Origin of the sequence: Pseudomonas sp. TH32 (assembly GCF_016650855.1) — a bacterium.
GTDB lineage: Bacteria > Pseudomonadota > Gammaproteobacteria > Pseudomonadales > Pseudomonadaceae > Aquipseudomonas.
Map to the genome: position 1 here is coordinate 3,999,916 of NZ_JAEKFA010000002.1, position 15,674 is coordinate 4,015,589.

General features: G+C 60.6%; 12 protein-coding genes. 9 read left to right on the forward strand and 3 right to left on the reverse strand.

Annotation, left to right across the window (positions count from 1 at the left end; all coding sequences use genetic code 11):
* The first annotated feature begins 40 nt into the window (after positions 1 to 40).
* The 9 genes from arcC (at position 41) to JFV30_RS22005 (ending at position 10,531) form a co-directional block, all read left to right on the forward strand.
* Positions 41 to 970: a carbamate kinase gene (arcC, locus tag JFV30_RS21965; RefSeq protein ID WP_010169902.1), complete on the forward strand. Its 930-nt coding sequence runs from the start codon at positions 41 to 43 to the stop codon at positions 968 to 970.
* 18 nt (positions 971 to 988) lie between these two features.
* Entirely contained in the window at positions 989 to 1,351 is a 363-nt protein-coding gene (locus tag JFV30_RS21970; protein ID WP_010169903.1) for a DUF5064 family protein, read from the forward strand.
* A gap of 199 nt (positions 1,352 to 1,550) precedes the next feature.
* The gene (locus JFV30_RS21975) at positions 1,551 to 3,059 is read left to right on the forward strand and encodes a sigma-54-dependent transcriptional regulator (protein ID WP_201125177.1); all 1,509 of its coding nucleotides are present in this window, start codon (positions 1,551 to 1,553) and stop codon (positions 3,057 to 3,059) included.
* Positions 3,060 to 3,371: 312 nt separating this feature from the next.
* A complete protein-coding gene (gene gcvH / locus JFV30_RS21980; protein ID WP_201125178.1) occupies positions 3,372 to 3,755 on the forward strand; it encodes a glycine cleavage system protein GcvH in 384 nt (127 codons plus the stop codon).
* A gap of 10 nt (positions 3,756 to 3,765) precedes the next feature.
* Complete coding sequence (gene gcvP, locus JFV30_RS21985; RefSeq protein WP_201125179.1) at positions 3,766 to 6,615, forward strand: aminomethyl-transferring glycine dehydrogenase; 2,850 nt, start codon at positions 3,766 to 3,768, stop codon at positions 6,613 to 6,615.
* A 190-nt stretch (positions 6,616 to 6,805) separates the two neighbouring features.
* The gene (locus JFV30_RS21990) at positions 6,806 to 8,182 is read left to right on the forward strand and encodes an L-serine ammonia-lyase (protein WP_201125180.1); all 1,377 of its coding nucleotides are present in this window, start codon (positions 6,806 to 6,808) and stop codon (positions 8,180 to 8,182) included.
* Positions 8,183 to 8,221: 39 nt separating this feature from the next.
* Entirely contained in the window at positions 8,222 to 9,346 is a 1,125-nt protein-coding gene (gcvT, locus tag JFV30_RS21995) for a glycine cleavage system aminomethyltransferase GcvT (RefSeq protein ID WP_088427109.1), read from the forward strand.
* A 389-nt stretch (positions 9,347 to 9,735) separates the two neighbouring features.
* On the forward strand, positions 9,736 to 9,948 hold the full coding sequence (locus JFV30_RS22000; protein ID WP_003316897.1) for a cold-shock protein: 213 nt from the start codon (positions 9,736 to 9,738) through the stop codon (positions 9,946 to 9,948).
* A gap of 94 nt (positions 9,949 to 10,042) precedes the next feature.
* Positions 10,043 to 10,531 (forward strand): RDD family protein, encoded by a 489-nt coding sequence (locus tag JFV30_RS22005; protein WP_201125181.1) that lies wholly within the window; start codon positions 10,043 to 10,045, stop codon positions 10,529 to 10,531.
* Between the two features lie 852 nt (positions 10,532 to 11,383).
* Here JFV30_RS22005 and nadA read toward each other — a convergent pair.
* The 3 genes from nadA to JFV30_RS22020 all read right to left on the reverse strand — a co-directional run bounded on the left by nadA (position 11,384) and on the right by JFV30_RS22020 (position 15,648).
* A complete protein-coding gene (gene nadA / locus JFV30_RS22010; protein ID WP_003209852.1) occupies positions 11,384 to 12,442 on the reverse strand; it encodes a quinolinate synthase NadA in 1,059 nt (352 codons plus the stop codon).
* 219 nt (positions 12,443 to 12,661) lie between these two features.
* On the reverse strand, positions 12,662 to 14,233 hold the full coding sequence (locus JFV30_RS22015) for a lactate dehydrogenase (RefSeq protein WP_242487112.1): 1,572 nt from the start codon (positions 14,231 to 14,233) through the stop codon (positions 12,662 to 12,664).
* A gap of 128 nt (positions 14,234 to 14,361) precedes the next feature.
* The gene (locus tag JFV30_RS22020; protein ID WP_010169927.1) at positions 14,362 to 15,648 is read right to left on the reverse strand and encodes an OmpP1/FadL family transporter; all 1,287 of its coding nucleotides are present in this window, start codon (positions 15,646 to 15,648) and stop codon (positions 14,362 to 14,364) included.
* Between the last annotated feature and the right edge of the window lie 26 nt (positions 15,649 to 15,674).

Sequence of the window (15,674 nt, forward strand, 5' to 3'; positions counted from 1 at the left end):
GTCCTGTGTTCACAAGGCCGAATTCTAGAAGGATTGCATTATGCGTATCGTCGTTGCACTGGGCGGCAACGCCCTTCTGCGCCGTGGTGAACCCATGACCGCAGACAATCAACGGGCCAATATCCGCATCGCCACCGAACAGATCGCCAAGATCCACAGCGGCAACGAGCTGGTGATTGCCCACGGCAATGGCCCGCAAGTGGGCCTGCTGTCGCTGCAGGCTGCCGCCTACACCCAGGTTTCGCCGTATCCGCTGGACGTGCTGGGCGCCGAAACCGAAGGCATGATCGGCTACATCATCGAGCAGGAACTGGGCAACCTGCTGGACTTCGAAGTGCCGTTCGCCACGCTGTTGACCCAGGTCGAAGTGGACGCCAAGGACCCGGCCTTCCAGAACCCGACCAAGCCCATCGGCCCGGTCTACTCCAAGGCCGAAGCGGAAAAACTCGCCGCCGAAAAAGGCTGGGCGATTGCCCCCGATGGCGACAAGTATCGCCGCGTGGTCGCCAGCCCACGGCCGAAGCGGATCTTTGAAATCCGCCCGATCCAGTGGCTGCTGGAAAAAGGCAGCATCGTGATCTGCGCCGGCGGCGGCGGGATTCCGACGATGTATGGCGAAGACGGCAAGCTCAAGGGCATTGAAGCCGTGATCGACAAAGACCTGTGCTCATCCTTGCTGGCCGGGCAACTGGACGCCGATTTGCTGGTGATCGCCACCGACGTCAATGCCGCATTTATCGACTTCGGCAAACCGACACAGAAAGCCATCGGCCAGGCGCACCCGGACGAAATGGAAAAGCTCGGCTTCGCCGCCGGCTCCATGGGGCCCAAGGTCCAGGCGGCGTGCGAGTTCGCCCGCCAGACTGGCAAAACCGCAGTGATCGGTTCACTCTCGGACATCGAAGCGATCGTCCAGGGCAGCGCCGGCACCCGCATCAGTACCGCAAAACCTGGCATCACCTACCTGTGAAGTAGAGGAGAAACGCCTATGGCTACCTTTGAACCTGGTCACTTGCACATCGAACGCCACGCGCTGAACAAGGATGACTACAGCTACAACCTGTGCATCGACTACGAAGTCAGCCAGGACCCAAAGGAAGGCAAGGGAATGCTCTTCAAGATGCACGGCTCGGTGCAGGGCAAGGACCTCAAGGAAGAGTTTTTCCTGCCCAAGGACCAGTCGTTCGACTTCGCCCGGCAGGCGATGAACATCGCGCAGAAGTACGGCATGCCGAAGATTGCCGTGCTCAATGGCCAGATGCACAAGCAGTACGACTTGATGTTTGAGGATGTGCGCCATCAGCTGGATGTGAAGCCGGGCGACCCGATCAAACCTGAACACCTGGAATAACCCGATTTCCCGGGCACCAACGATCAAATGTGGGAGCGGGCTTGTGTGGGAGCGGGCTTGCTCGCGAAGGCGGTGTATCAGAAACATATTTGGTGACTGACCCACCGCATTCGCGAGCAAGCCCGCTCCCACATTTTGATCTCCATCTTCTCCAAGGCATACTTGCCACCTCTCGCCCGCCAGAACCGCTAACCGCCCCATGCGTATCCACGTCAGCTTCATCGACCGCGTCGGCATCACCCAGGAAGTCCTGGCCTTGCTCGGTGGGCGCAATCTCAACCTGGATGCGGTGGAAATGGTGCCGCCCAACGTCTACATCGACGCCCCGACCCTGAGCGCCGAAGTGCTGGAAGAACTGCGCGATGCACTGTTCAGCGTGCGCGGTGTGCAAGCGGTAACCGTGGTCGACATCCTTCCCGGCCAGCGCCAGCACCTGCAACTCGACGCCCTGCTGGCCGCGATGACCGACCCGGTATTGGCCCTGGACAGCGCCGGCAAGATCCTGCTGGCCAACCCGGCCCTGGTCGCGCTGTATGGCCGCGAGCCCGCCGGGGAAAGCATCAACGAATTGTTCGACGACCCATCACTGCTGGCCACCTTGCTGGAACACGGCTTTCGCCTAGCCCTGCGGGAAATCAGCGTCAACGGCCAGACCCTGCTGCTGGACGCCACGCCGATCACCGACGCCGGTGCCCTGCTGACCCTGTACCAACCCAACCGCATCGGCGAACAACTGTCGGCGCTGCACCACGACCACGCCGAAGGGTTCGACGCGCTGCTGGGCGAGTCCCCGGCGATCCGCACCCTCAAGGCGCGGGCGCAACGGGTGGCGGCGCTGGATGCACCGTTGTTGATCCAGGGCGAGACCGGCACCGGCAAGGAACTGGTGGCCCGCGCCTGCCACGCCATCAGCGCTCGCCACAGTGCGCCTTTCCTGGCCCTGAACTGCGCGGCCCTGCCGGAAAACCTGGCCGAGAGCGAGCTGTTCGGCTACGCCCCCGGCGCCTTCACCGGCGCCCAGCGTGGCGGCAAGCCGGGGCTGATGGAACTGGCGAACCAGGGCACGGTGTTCCTCGACGAGATCGGCGAGATGTCGCCGTACTTGCAGGCCAAGCTGCTGCGGTTTCTCAACGACGGCAGCTTCCGTCGCGTGGGCGGCGACCGTGAGGTGAAGGTCAATGTGCGGATCCTCAGCGCCACCCACCGCGACCTGGAAAAGATGGTCAGCGAAGGCACCTTCCGCGAAGACCTGTTCTACCGCCTCAACGTGCTCAATGTCGAAGTACCGCCCCTGCGCGAGCGCGGCCAGGACATCCTGTTGCTGGCCCGTTACTTCATGCAGCAGGCCTGTGCGCAGATCCAGCGCCCGGTCTGCCGCCTGGCGCCGGGCACCTATCCGGCCCTGCTCGGCAACCGCTGGCCGGGCAACGTGCGCCAGTTGCAGAACGTGATTTTCCGCGCTGCCGCCATTTGCGAAAGCAGCCTGGTGGACATTGGCGACCTGGACATCGCCGGCACCTCCGTTGCGCGCCAGAGCGATGGGGAAGTCGATAGCCTGGAGCAGGCGGTGGAAGACTTCGAGCGCACCTTGCTGGAGAAGCTGTACGTCAGCTACCCGTCCACACGCCAACTGGCCAGCCGCCTGCAAACCTCCCACACCGCCATCGCCCATCGACTGCGCAAGTACGGCATCCCCAACAAGCCCTGAAGCCAGCTCCCACATTGGGTGCACTCCACCTTCATATCAAAAGCGACCTCCACCTGTACTGAAAGCGCTACAGTGGAACGATATCAATACACACCCCTTCAAGCGTCGCTATGCAAGGCTTTGATCCTCATAGGCTTTTTTTCGTGCGTCGAGCTGTAGCGATATCGCTACAGCCACGGTTCGAACCTCGCCAACAAAAATCAATAAACCTTTGTTTTATAACGATAAAAAAACATTGGCCGCGTTTTTGCTAAGCAACTCCCCATTATTCCAATCCCGTCCACCAGACGAATCTGGCCCTGAGGAGTTTCCATGAGCGAGTTGCGCTTTACTGAAGATCACGAATGGCTGCGCGCCGAAGCCGACGGCAGCGTGACCGTGGGCATTACCGCTTTTGCGCAGAACGCGCTGGGTGATGTGGTTTTCGTGCAACTGCCGGAGCTGCAGTCCTACGACAAAGGGGCAGAAGCCTCCACCGTTGAATCGGTCAAGGCCGCCAGCGGCGTGTACATGCCGCTGGATGGCGAAGTCCTCGAAGTGAACGACAAGCTGGACGGCAGCCCCGAGCTGGTCAACGAAGACCCGATGGGCGAAGGCTGGTTCTTCCGCTTTAAGCCGGCCGATGCCGGTGCAGTAGCTAAGCTGTTGGATCAGGATGCGTACGACCGCCTGATCAAAGCCAACGCCGAAGCCTGAGGAGCGCGCCATGACCGTTAATCTGACCACCGCCAACGAATTCATCGCCCGCCACATCGGCCCGCGCCAGGACGACGAGCAACACATGCTCGCCACCCTGGGCTTTGATTCCCTGGAAGCCCTGAGCGCCAGCGTGATCCCGGAAAGCATCAAGGGCACCGCCGTACTGGGCCTGAGCGACGGCCTGAGCGAGGCCGATGCACTGGCTTCGATCAAGGCAATTGCCGCCAAGAACGAGCTGTTCAAGACCTACATCGGCCAGGGCTACTACAACTGCCACACGCCGTCGCCGATCCTGCGCAACCTCCTGGAAAACCCGGCCTGGTACACCGCCTACACGCCTTACCAGCCGGAGATTTCACAAGGCCGCCTGGAGTCGCTGCTGAACTTCCAGACGCTGATCAGCGACCTCACCGGCCTGCCGATCGCCAACGCATCCCTGCTGGACGAAGCCACCGCCGCTGCCGAAGCCATGACCTTCTGCAAGCGCCTGAGCAAGAACAAAGGCAGCAATGCGTTCTTCGCCTCCGTGCACAGCCACCCGCAAACCCTCGATGTGCTGCGCACCCGTGCCGAGCCATTGGGCATCGACGTGGTGGTGGGCGACGAGCGTGAACTGACCGACGTCAGCGCCTTCTTCGGCGCCCTGCTGCAATACCCGGCCAGCAACGGTGACGTGTTCGACTACGTTGAGCTGACCGAACGCTTCCACGCCGCCAACGCCCTGGTGGCCGTGGCCGCCGACCTGCTGGCCCTGACCCTGCTGACCCCGCCGGGTGAGTTCGGCGCCGACGTGGCCATCGGCAGCGCGCAACGCTTCGGCGTACCGCTGGGCTTTGGTGGCCCGCACGCGGCCTACTTCTCTACCAAGGATGCGTTCAAGCGCGACATGCCGGGCCGTCTGGTCGGCGTGTCCGTCGACCGTTTCGGCAAGCCGGCCCTGCGCCTGGCCATGCAGACCCGCGAGCAACATATCCGCCGCGAGAAAGCCACCAGCAACATCTGCACCGCCCAGGTCCTGCTGGCCAACATCGCCAGCATGTACGCCGTGTACCACGGCCCTAAAGGCCTGACCCAGATCGCCAACCGCATTCACCACCTGACCGCGATCTTCGCCAAAGGCTTGAGCGCGTTGGGCCTGACGGTTGAGCAAGAAAACTTCTTCGACACCCTGACCATCAAGACCGGCGCACACACCGCCGCCCTGCACGACAAGGCTCGCGCCCAGCGCATCAACCTGCGTGTGGTCGATGGCGAGCGTCTTGGCCTGTCGGTAGACGAAACCACTTCGCAAGCCGACATCGAAACACTGTGGAGCGTGTTCGCAGGCGATAAAGCCCTGCCGGACTTCGCCGCACTCGCCGCCAGCGTTGAAAGCACCCTGCCCGCCGCACTGCTGCGCCAGTCGCCGATCCTCAGCCACCCGGTGTTCAACCGTTACCACTCCGAAACCGAGCTGATGCGCTACCTGCGTAAGCTGGCCGACAAGGACCTGGCCCTGGATCGCACCATGATCCCGCTGGGTTCATGCACCATGAAGCTCAACGCTGCCAGCGAAATGATCCCGGTGACCTGGGCCGAGTTCGGTGCCCTGCACCCGTTCGCCCCAGCCTCGCAAAGCGCCGGCTACCAGCAACTGACCACCGAACTGGAAGCCATGCTCTGCGCGGCCACCGGTTACGACGCGATTTCCCTGCAACCGAACGCCGGTTCCCAGGGCGAGTACGCCGGCCTGCTGGCCATCCGGGCCTATCACCAGAGCCGTGGCGAAGAGCGCCGCGATATCTGCCTGATCCCGTCGTCGGCCCACGGCACCAACCCGGCCACCGCCAACATGGCTGGCATGCGCGTGGTGGTGACTGCATGCGATGCGCGCGGTAACGTCGACATCGAAGACCTGCGCGCCAAGGCTATCGAACACCGCGAGCACCTCGCTGCGCTGATGATCACCTACCCGTCGACTCACGGCGTGTTCGAAGAAGGCATCCGCGAAATCTGCGGGATCATTCACGACAACGGCGGCCAGGTGTACATCGACGGCGCCAACATGAACGCGATGGTCGGCCTGTGCGCCCCGGGCAAGTTCGGCGGCGACGTGTCCCACCTGAACCTGCACAAGACCTTCTGCATTCCCCACGGCGGTGGCGGCCCGGGCGTTGGCCCGATTGGCGTGAAATCCCACCTGACGCCGTTCCTGCCGGGTCATGCCGCGATGGAACGCAAGGAAGGCGCGGTCTGCGCCGCACCGTTCGGCAGCGCGAGCATTCTGCCGATCACCTGGATGTACATCAGCATGATGGGCGGCGCGGGCCTCAAGCGCGCGTCGCAGTTGGCGATCCTGAATGCCAACTACATTTCCCGTCGCCTCGAAGAGCACTACCCCGTGCTCTACACCGGCAGCAACGGCCTGGTGGCCCACGAATGCATCCTCGACCTGCGCCCGTTGAAAGACAGCAGCGGGATCAGCGTGGATGACGTGGCCAAGCGCCTGATCGACTTCGGTTTCCACGCGCCGACCATGTCGTTCCCGGTGGCCGGCACCTTGATGATCGAGCCGACCGAAAGCGAATCCCGGGAAGAACTGGACCGCTTCTGCGACGCGATGATCGCCATCCGCGAAGAAATCCGCGCGGTGGAAAACGGCTCGCTGGACAAGGACGACAACCCGCTGAAGAACGCACCCCACACCGCGGCGGAACTGGTGGGCGAATGGAGCCACCCATACAGCCGTGAACAAGCGGTGTACCCGGTGGCGTCGTTGATCGAAGCCAAGTACTGGCCACCGGTTGGCCGGGTCGACAACGTGTTTGGCGATCGCAATTTGGTGTGCGCTTGCCCGTCGATCGAAAGCTACGCATAACCTGAGCGGTAGAACGCGGTCAATGTGGGAGCTGGCTTTTGTGGGAGCTGGCTTGCCTGCGATGCAAGCACCTCGGTCTATCCGGTAGACCCGGGTGATGCTATCGCAGGCAAGCCAGCTCCCACACAAGCCCGGCTCCCACATTGGGACCGCGTACACCCGATAAATAATAAGAAACCGGAGAACAACCATGTCTTTAAGCGTGTTCGACCTGTTCAAGATTGGCATCGGCCCCTCCAGCTCCCACACCGTCGGCCCGATGCGCGCTGCCGCTCGATTCGTCGAAGGCCTCAAGCGCGACAACCTGCTGAGCGCTACCACCTGCGTCAAGGTGGAACTCTATGGCTCCCTCGGCGCCACCGGCAAAGGCCACGGCAGCGACAAGGCTGTATTGCTGGGCCTGGAAGGCGAACACCCGGACACCGTGAACACTGAAACCGTCGCCGCTCGCCTGTTGGAAATTCGCGGCAACGCACGCTTGAACCTGCTCGGTGAACACAGCATTGCGTTCAACGAGAAAGAACACCTGGCGATGATTCGCAAACCCCTGCCCTATCATCCCAACGGCATGATCTTCCGCGCTTTCGACGCCGCCGGTTTGCAGGTTCGCAGCCGCGAGTACTACTCGGTGGGCGGCGGATTTGTGGTGGATGAAGACGCCGCCGGCCACGACCGGATCGTCGAAGACGCCACGCCCCTGACCTTCCCGTTCAAAAGTGCCAAGGACCTGCTCGGCCATTGCGCCACCTATGGGCTTTCCATCAGCCAGGTGATGCTGACCAACGAAAGCGCCTGGCGCCCGGAAGCGGAAACCCGCGCAGGCTTGCTGAAGATCTGGCAGGTGATGCAGGACTGCGTGGACGCGGGCTGTCGCAATGAAGGGATTTTGCCCGGCGGCCTGAAGGTCAAGCGCCGGGCCGCCGCGCTGCATCGCCAGCTGTGCAAGAACCCGGAATCGGCGCTGCGCGACCCGTTGTCGGTGCTGGACTGGGTCAACCTGTACGCCCTGGCGGTCAACGAAGAAAACGCCAATGGCGGGCGCGTAGTCACTGCCCCCACCAACGGTGCGGCCGGGATTGTGCCGGCGGTGTTGCACTACTACATGCGCTTTATCCCGGGCGCCAGCGAAGACGGCGTGGTGCGTTTCCTGCTCACCGCCGCAGCCATCGGCATCCTGTACAAGGAAAATGCCTCGATCTCCGGCGCCGAAGTCGGCTGCCAGGGAGAAGTCGGCGTGGCCTGTTCCATGGCCGCCGGCGCCCTGTGTGAAGTGTTGGGCGGTACGGTTTCCCAGGTCGAAAACGCCGCCGAGATCGGTATGGAACACAACCTCGGCCTGACCTGCGACCCGATTGGCGGCCTGGTGCAGGTGCCCTGCATCGAGCGCAACGCCATGGGTTCGGTCAAGGCCATCAATGCGGTGCGCATGGCCCTGCGCGGCGACGGGCAACATTTCGTGTCCCTCGACAAGGTCATCCGCACCATGCGCCAGACCGGCGCCGACATGAAAAGCAAATACAAGGAAACCGCCCGTGGCGGTTTGGCGGTCAACATTATCGAGTGCTGACGCCCACCAGCGCGTCCGCACGTTTTTCAGGAGCTGAATATGTCCACCGAAACCCTGTTGAAAACCCCGTTGCACGCCCTGCACATCGAGTTGGGCGCGCGCATGGTGCCGTTCGCCGGCTACGACATGCCGGTGCAATACCCACTGGGCGTGATGAAGGAACACCTGCACACCCGTGAACAGGCCGGGTTGTTCGATGTGTCCCACATGGGCCAGATCCGCCTGACCGGCGCCGGTGCCGCCAAGGCCCTGGAAAGCCTGGTGCCTGTAGACATCATCGACCTGCCGGTGGGCATGCAGCGTTATGCGATGTTCACCAACGAGCAAGGCGGCATCCTGGACGACCTGATGGTCGCCAACCTGGGTAACGACGAACTGTTCCTGGTGGTCAACGCCGCCTGCAAGGACCAGGACCTGGCCCACTTGCGCCAGCACATCGGTGACCAGTGCACCATCGAACCGCTGTTCGAAGAACGCGCCCTGCTGGCCCTGCAAGGCCCGGCCGCCGTCAGCGTACTGGCGCGCCTGGCACCGGAGGTCAAGCACATGACCTTCATGCAATTCGCCCCGACCCGCCTGCTGGGCGTGGACTGCTACGTCAGCCGCTCGGGCTACACCGGCGAAGACGGTTTCGAAATCTCGGTACCGGCCGCCAGTGCCGAAGCCCTGGCCCGCAGCCTGCTGGCCGAAACCGAAGTACAGGCCATCGGCCTGGGCGCCCGCGACTCCCTGCGCCTGGAAGCCGGCCTGTGCCTCTACGGCCACGACATGAACACCGAGACCACACCGATTGAAGCCAGCCTGTTGTGGGCGATTTCCAAGGCCCGTCGTGCAGACGGCGCGCGTGCCGGTGGTTTCCCGGGCGCCGACGCGATCTTCACCCAGCAACAAACCGGTGTGAGCCGCAAACGCGTGGGCCTGCTGCCGCAGGAACGCACGCCGGTACGTGAAGGCGCAGAAATCGTCGACGAGCACGGCACCGTGATCGGCAGCGTCTGCAGCGGCGGTTTTGGCCCGAGCCTGGGCGGCCCTCTGGCCATGGGTTACCTGGACAGCGCATTCATCGCACTGGATACCGAAGTGTCTGCATTGGTACGTGGGAAAAAGGTGCCACTTCGTGTAAGTAAAATGCCATTCGTGCCACAGCGTTACTACCGTGGTTGATTGACTGTTCCTATAAGTAACGCGGTTGCGTTAAAGCGCACTAATTTGTAACGCAACCGCCACATAAAAGTGCATTGACGATAGTCAATGTTATGTTCAGTCACCTATAACAAGTGACCAACTCTATCGAATAAACGGGATCCACATTGTTGACCGAAGTGTCACAAAGCCGAGTAAACGCTGGGCTTTTCCCGGGGCTTGTTTTTTCTGTCTTAGTTGGCGTAGAGTTTGCCCACTGTGTTTGCATGGGTCGCTTGGAACCTGGACCTGGGCAGTAGCCAAAGTTTGCTACAACCCGTTCGACGTCTCTTACTTTCCTGCAACCCAGCCCAGTACTCTTTCATGTGAAAGGGGCTGTCATTAATTTTTTGCGTCAAGGAAATAAGAAAATGGCTGAACGTCAGAGCGGTACCGTCAAGTGGTTTAACGACGAGAAAGGGTTTGGTTTTATCACTCCAGAAAGCGGTCCGGATCTGTTCGTCCACTTCCGCGCTATTCAGGGCAACGGCTTCAAAAGCCTGAAGGAAGGCCAGAAAGTGACCTTCATCGCGGTGCAAGGCCAGAAAGGCATGCAAGCCGACGAGGTACAAGCAGAGGGTTGATCTCTTCTGCGACAAAAAGCCCCTGATATGACATCAGGGGCTTTTTTATGAGCGTTATTCCGTAAAATGGCTTTTTTCTGCCGAGAGCCATGCCATGTCGAAACACCTGCTGAGCCCCCAAGGCGAGTTTCCTCCCGTAGGCCTGGGCCGTCGTCTGGCAGCGATGTTCTATGATTTCCTGTTGTGCACTGCCCTGCTGATCGTCACGGCCTTTATCTACAAGCTGGTGTGGATGGGGTTTGTCGGTGAGGCCAAGCTGCGGGCGCTTTCTGAATCCGGCGCGCTGGATGGTGACCCACTCTTGTCGACGATTTTGTTTTTTGTGCTGTTTAGTTTTTTTGCCAAGTTCTGGACGTATTCGGGGCAGACCCTGGGCATGCAGGTGTGGGGCGTGCGGGTGCAGAACGCTGACGGGTCGCGGATCAGCCTGTGGCAGGCGTTGTTGCGGTTTGTGGTGTCGATCGCTTCGTGGTTGTGCGTTGGGCTGGGGTTTATCTGGGCGTTGTTTGATAAGCAGAAGCGTGGCTGGCATGACATTTATTCGGATACGCGGTTGGTGCGGATTCCGAAGAAAAAGAAGTAGGGTTGGATTGGGGGCATATCCGTTATTTTCTTAACGGCGACTATTGGTTCCGCTCTTACAGCGGCTCACTTTTGAACAGCGCAAAAGTAAGCAAAACGCTCTTGCCCCACCACTCGGCACCTCGCTAATGCTCGGTGTGCCCTCACTCCGGCTTTGGACCGTGGGCCGCCGCGATGGGCCATCCTTGGCCCAGCGCGGCTAACCCGGCGTCCTGCCGGGTTACCCACGCTCCAAAGCCTGCGTTCGGCCAGCGTGGTTTAACGGGGCGCCTAAGATCAAGATCAAAAGCAGATCAAGGACACAGCGGCCTACAGGCCGGCTTGAGTGGTGTGAAGCAAAGGCAACATCAAGATCAAAATCTACAGCGGGCACGATCAAATGTGGGAGCTGGCTTGCCTGCGATGCAGACAACTCGGTACATCAGACACACCGAGGTGATGCCATCGCAGGCAAGCCAGCTCCCACAGAAAAGCAGAGCTGCATCAGTTTCAGATTTGGCTTTCGCTCTGGCTTTTGATCTGGCTTCTACCACTCAAGCCGGCCTGTAGGCCGCTGTGCTCTTGCTTTTGATCTTGATCTGGCTCTGACTGCCCCAATAAGCCCGAGGCCGAACGCAGGGATTGAGGAGCGGGTAAACCGGCAGGACGCCGGTTTAGCCGCGACGGGGCAGGGACGCCCCGTCGCGGCGGCCCGCGGAGCAATGCCGGAGTGAGGGAACGCCGAGCCTAAGCGAGGCGCCGACAGGCGGGGCAGAGCGTTTTGGTTACTTTTGCGCTTTTCAAAAGTGACCCGCTGTAAGAGCGGAACCAATAGCCGCCGTTACCAAAGAAACGGATATGTACACAACCCAGATCAAGCGTTCCCAGCCAACCTCAACCGCGCAGCCTGAGTAAAATCCAGCATCCGCTTAAGCGGCCGAACAGCCTGCGGAATCACCGAAGGCTCAACAAAAATCTCATTACTCCCCTCACGCAAACACTGCAGCGTGCGCTCCAGGGTATTCATCGCCATCCACGGACAATGCGCACAACTACGGCACGCCGCCCCATTCCCAGCCGTCGGCGCCTCGACAAAAACCTTGTCCGGACACAACTGCTGCATCTTGTAGAAGATCCCACGGTCGGTCGCCACAATGAACGTCTTGTTCGGCAACCGCTGCGCCGCCGCAATCAACTGACTGGTAGACCCCACCGCATCCGCCAACTCAATCACCGACGTCGGCGACTCCGGGTGCACCAGGATCGCAGCGTCCGGGTACAGCGCCTTCATGTCCTCCAACTGCTTGGACTTGAACTCCTCGTGAACAATGCACGCACCGTCCCACAGCAGCATGTCCGCGCCGGTCTGACGCTGGATATAGGTGCCCAGATGCTTGTCCGGCCCCCAGATAATCGTCTCACCGTTATCCATCAGGCTTTCAACGATCTCCAGCGCACAACTGGAGGTCACCACCCAATCAGCCCGGGCTTTCACCGCCGCCGAGGTGTTGGCATACACCACCACCGTGCGTTCGGGATGCTGATCACAGAACGCCGAAAACTCATCCACCGGGCAACCAAGGTCCAGGGAGCACGTAGCTTCCAGGGTCGGCATCAGGATGCGTTTTTCCGGCGTGAGGATCTTCGCGGTCTCGCCCATGAAACGCACGCCAGCCACCAGCACAGTCTTGGCCGGATGCGCCGCGCCGAAGCGGGCCATTTCCAGGGAGTCGGAGACACAGCCACCGGTTTCTTCGGCCAAAGCCTGAATCACCGGGTCGCAGTAGAAGTGAGCCACCAGCACCGCGTCCTGAGCCTTGAGCTCGGCGGCGATGGCGGCACGGTAGCCCGCCTCTTCTTCGGCGCTCAGCACCTTGGGCTGCTTGGCGTCGAGGTGGGCTTGGACCAGAAGGCGTTCGGAAATTTGCGTCATGTTCGCAAGACCTGCAGGCGCAGTTGCGCGAAAGTCGAGTGTACCACCGGCTCTGGAGCCTTTCGGGCGCCGCCGGACGAAGTGATTGTGTTCATCAAGCACGGTGAAGCTGCGCAAGGCTACAGAATATCGAATGGATTCAAAAGCCTAATCTGGGATTCGGCGAGGCATAAAAAAGGGAAACCCACGCCGGGGTTTCCCTTTTTTACAGCGACCGGTTTAGCGCGGCAACGCGCCAGGATCGTCTTGCAGCAACACGCCCTGATGCATGTTCGCCAGCGCATCCTTCAGGATGGTTTCATCGGCGCCCTGGACTTTCTTGCCCTCTCGCGCCGCATATTCCAGCAATATCAGGTAGTCGCGATGGCTGCTGGCCTGGTTAGGCTCCAGAGTGTCCTTAACCAGATTAGCCATCTCGTAGCGCTGCGTGCGGGTGTTCTGGCTGGCACTTTGATCGACGGAGGCGTTGGTCAGGAAGCCATCCTTGTAGGTGATATTCGCCGCGCTGCTGGCCTTGTCGTCGACCTGCACATAGAGGTAGTTCTGCGACTCGCGGTGGGTGTCGAAAGCCGGCGGCTTTCCGCCATTGAGGTCCCGATGGAAACTGGCTTTGAGGCTTGATTGCTGGACCTGATCAATCGTGCGATTCGAGATGTCACTGCCGCCCACACGGGTTTTCTGGGACACCGTATAGGCAAACGTGTCGGTTTCCCCAAGGCGCGCCGGGTTGGGGGAGCTGGCCGTCTGGCTGATGGAGGCCTTGAAATCTGCCAAGCCCGTCAACAGGCCTTGATCCGCCGCATTCCGGGTCAGCGCCTGTGGCGCTTTGACGCCCTGCGGGTAGTTGCTGTTCATGGCGGTAAACGCATCCTTGAACATCGCCATCAGGTCAGCATCGGCTTTGCCACGCGCCTGGGCCTTGTCGAACTGGGCCAGGTAGCTTTTCAGTGCGATTGCCTGTTGCTTGGCGTTGCCGAGGATGCCGGCGTTTTTCAGGTCCACCGAGAGGTTCACCTCTCCAGCCGGGCTTTTCATGCGAGTGGTACGGCTCTGGCTGTCCGCATGAAACGCGAGGGTGATGTCGTCAACAGCCCCCGCTTTCAATTTGCCGCTGAGGTCTACCGAGGACAACACACTGGAATCAAACTGCGTCAGCTTGCTCAGATCGAGTTTCGGCGGCTGGGCAGCCAGGCCGTCGATGGCGCCCTGGAAAGCTTCGCCCAACTTGGCGATTTCCTTGAGCTCTGCGGCGCTGAGGGTGCCGCCGTCCACCTTGGCCTGCGCGGCCAGGCCACCGGGCTGGCTGGCCAGGCTGAAGGTGACGGTCTTGCCGCTGGCGGTCTTGACGGTAAGGCTGACCCGGTTATCTGCTTCGCTGTGCAGCAGGGCTTGCTGAACCTTGAGTTCGGCCGGGCTCTGGATCTTGGACGACGCGGTGCCGAGCGCCGACTGGGAAATGTCCGTACCGCTCTTGGCGAATTGCGCGATCAGGGTAGCGCCCAAGCCGCTGAACCCGGTGGCTCTGGGCGTTGAGGCGATATTCGCGCCAATCGCCCGTGTAACGGCATCCTGGCTGTCATTTTCCCAGACCGTGATCGGTTCATGGACGCCCAATTGGCCGTTTCGGGAATAGGTCTGGGCCTGGACATCAACCGCCACGTTGCCGAGGCTGACCACCGAGGAGGGCCGCACGCCCGTGGCGTCCGTTTCTGGCGTCAGCGTTGCTGGCGGCATAATGGTCGGCCGATTGATAAGGGCAATGGCGGAGCTGATGGGCGAAAGCGTAGTCATGACGATCCCTGTCTTGAGCTGGATTGCTCCTAATTTAACCAAGACAGGGAGGGTTTGATAGCACGATTGATACAATTGCTAGCAAAGAGCCATGCCAGAAAAATGACTCTTTGCCCTCTTTCGGTGCATCAGAAGCGGTAAGTTACCGAACCGCCAAAGCCATTGGCGCTGTTTTCATACTTGGCGTCGTAGGTCAGTGCCAACTGCGGATTATTGTCGCGGACCTTGATCGGCTCTTCCTTCAGGTAGGAATAAGCGACGTCGAAGGTCAGGTTATCGACTGGCGTCCAGCCGGCACCCAGGCTGAATACCGTGCGATCGCCCGTAGGAATACGTACGGAACGGTCGGTGTTGTTGGTAGGGGTCTGATCCACCGAGAAGCCGGTCCGCAGTACCAATTGTTTGTTCAACTGGTACGACAGGCCGATGGCGTGAGACCAGGTGTCATGCCAGTGCTGTTCTTCGGTAATGGAGTTCAGGCCGGCCAGCTCGGTGGCGAGGTCTGAGACGCCACTGTTGTTAATCGTGATCTTCTTCAACTGGCTCCAGCGGGTGTACGTGCTGCCGACGTACAAGGTCCAGTCATCGTTGAGTTTATGGGTAACCGAGAAGTCCACGGACGACGGCGTGGTGACATCCAGCTTGGCGTCATACCGCTGCGGGCCGCCATCCAACAGGTTAGAGAGAACCCCTGAGGCATTGGTGTTACCCGACAGGTGATACACAACCTGCGAGTGGTACGTCACACCGATGCGCGTGCTTTCAATCGGCTGCACCAGGATACCGGCGTTGAAACCGGTGGCGGTGTCGTCGCCCTTGACCTTCACGTTTTCAGTACCCAGGCCAAATGCCGGGACCTTGGAGTCCAGCTCGCCACTGATCCGGTTGAACGTTGGACCGAAGCCCACCGAAACCTTGTCGTTGAAGGCGTAGCTGACCGTCGGCTGGACCGTGATGACTTGAACCTTGCTTTTGTTACCAAAGCCATTGCCCTGGAAGCTGTGTTCATAGTCGGTCACCAGGCCGAACGGCGCGTAGATCCCCAGGCCGAACGCCCAGTGTTCATCAATCGGCGTCACCAGGTAGCCCATCGGGATGGCGATGCCGGGGACCATATCGCCTTTGTTGGTACCGGGGTTGTCCGCGCCACCTTGAGAGGAACTGGCGTCCTTGATGTTCGATTTGGCATCCAGGTAGGTCGCCCCGATGCTCACTTCATTGTGCTTGAGGCGAGACATGCCGGCCGGGTTGCCGAACACCGTACTAGCGTCGTCGGCAGAGGAGGAACGCCCGGCGTAACCGGTGCCCATTGAACTGATGCTTTGTTCATTGAGGGCGAAACCACCGGCAAACAGGGAAGTGGAGGCAAGCGAAACCGACAGCGCCAAAGCGCTCTTGAAGAGTTTTTTATTCATTATTAGAACTCGAATTATTGGGCAGC

Bases quoted from the DNA above. Each gene is read 5' to 3' on its own strand.
- arcC (WP_010169902.1), top strand. From the start codon at position 41: ATGCGTATCGTCGTTGCACTGGGCGGCAACGCCCTTCTGCGCCGTGGT.
- JFV30_RS21970 (WP_010169903.1), top strand. From the start codon at position 989: ATGGCTACCTTTGAACCTGGTCACTTGCACATCGAACGCCACGCGCTG.
- JFV30_RS21975 (WP_201125177.1), top strand. From the start codon at position 1,551: ATGCGTATCCACGTCAGCTTCATCGACCGCGTCGGCATCACCCAGGAA.
- gcvH (WP_201125178.1), top strand. From the start codon at position 3,372: ATGAGCGAGTTGCGCTTTACTGAAGATCACGAATGGCTGCGCGCCGAA.
- gcvP (WP_201125179.1), top strand. From the start codon at position 3,766: ATGACCGTTAATCTGACCACCGCCAACGAATTCATCGCCCGCCACATC.
- JFV30_RS21990 (WP_201125180.1), top strand. From the start codon at position 6,806: ATGTCTTTAAGCGTGTTCGACCTGTTCAAGATTGGCATCGGCCCCTCC.
- gcvT (WP_088427109.1), top strand. From the start codon at position 8,222: ATGTCCACCGAAACCCTGTTGAAAACCCCGTTGCACGCCCTGCACATC.
- JFV30_RS22000 (WP_003316897.1), top strand. From the start codon at position 9,736: ATGGCTGAACGTCAGAGCGGTACCGTCAAGTGGTTTAACGACGAGAAA.
- JFV30_RS22005 (WP_201125181.1), top strand. From the start codon at position 10,043: ATGTCGAAACACCTGCTGAGCCCCCAAGGCGAGTTTCCTCCCGTAGGC.
- nadA (WP_003209852.1), bottom strand. From the start codon at position 12,442: ATGACGCAAATTTCCGAACGCCTTCTGGTCCAAGCCCACCTCGACGCC.
- JFV30_RS22015 (WP_242487112.1), bottom strand. From the start codon at position 14,233: ATGACTACGCTTTCGCCCATCAGCTCCGCCATTGCCCTTATCAATCGG.
- JFV30_RS22020 (WP_010169927.1), bottom strand. From the start codon at position 15,648: ATGAATAAAAAACTCTTCAAGAGCGCTTTGGCGCTGTCGGTTTCGCTT.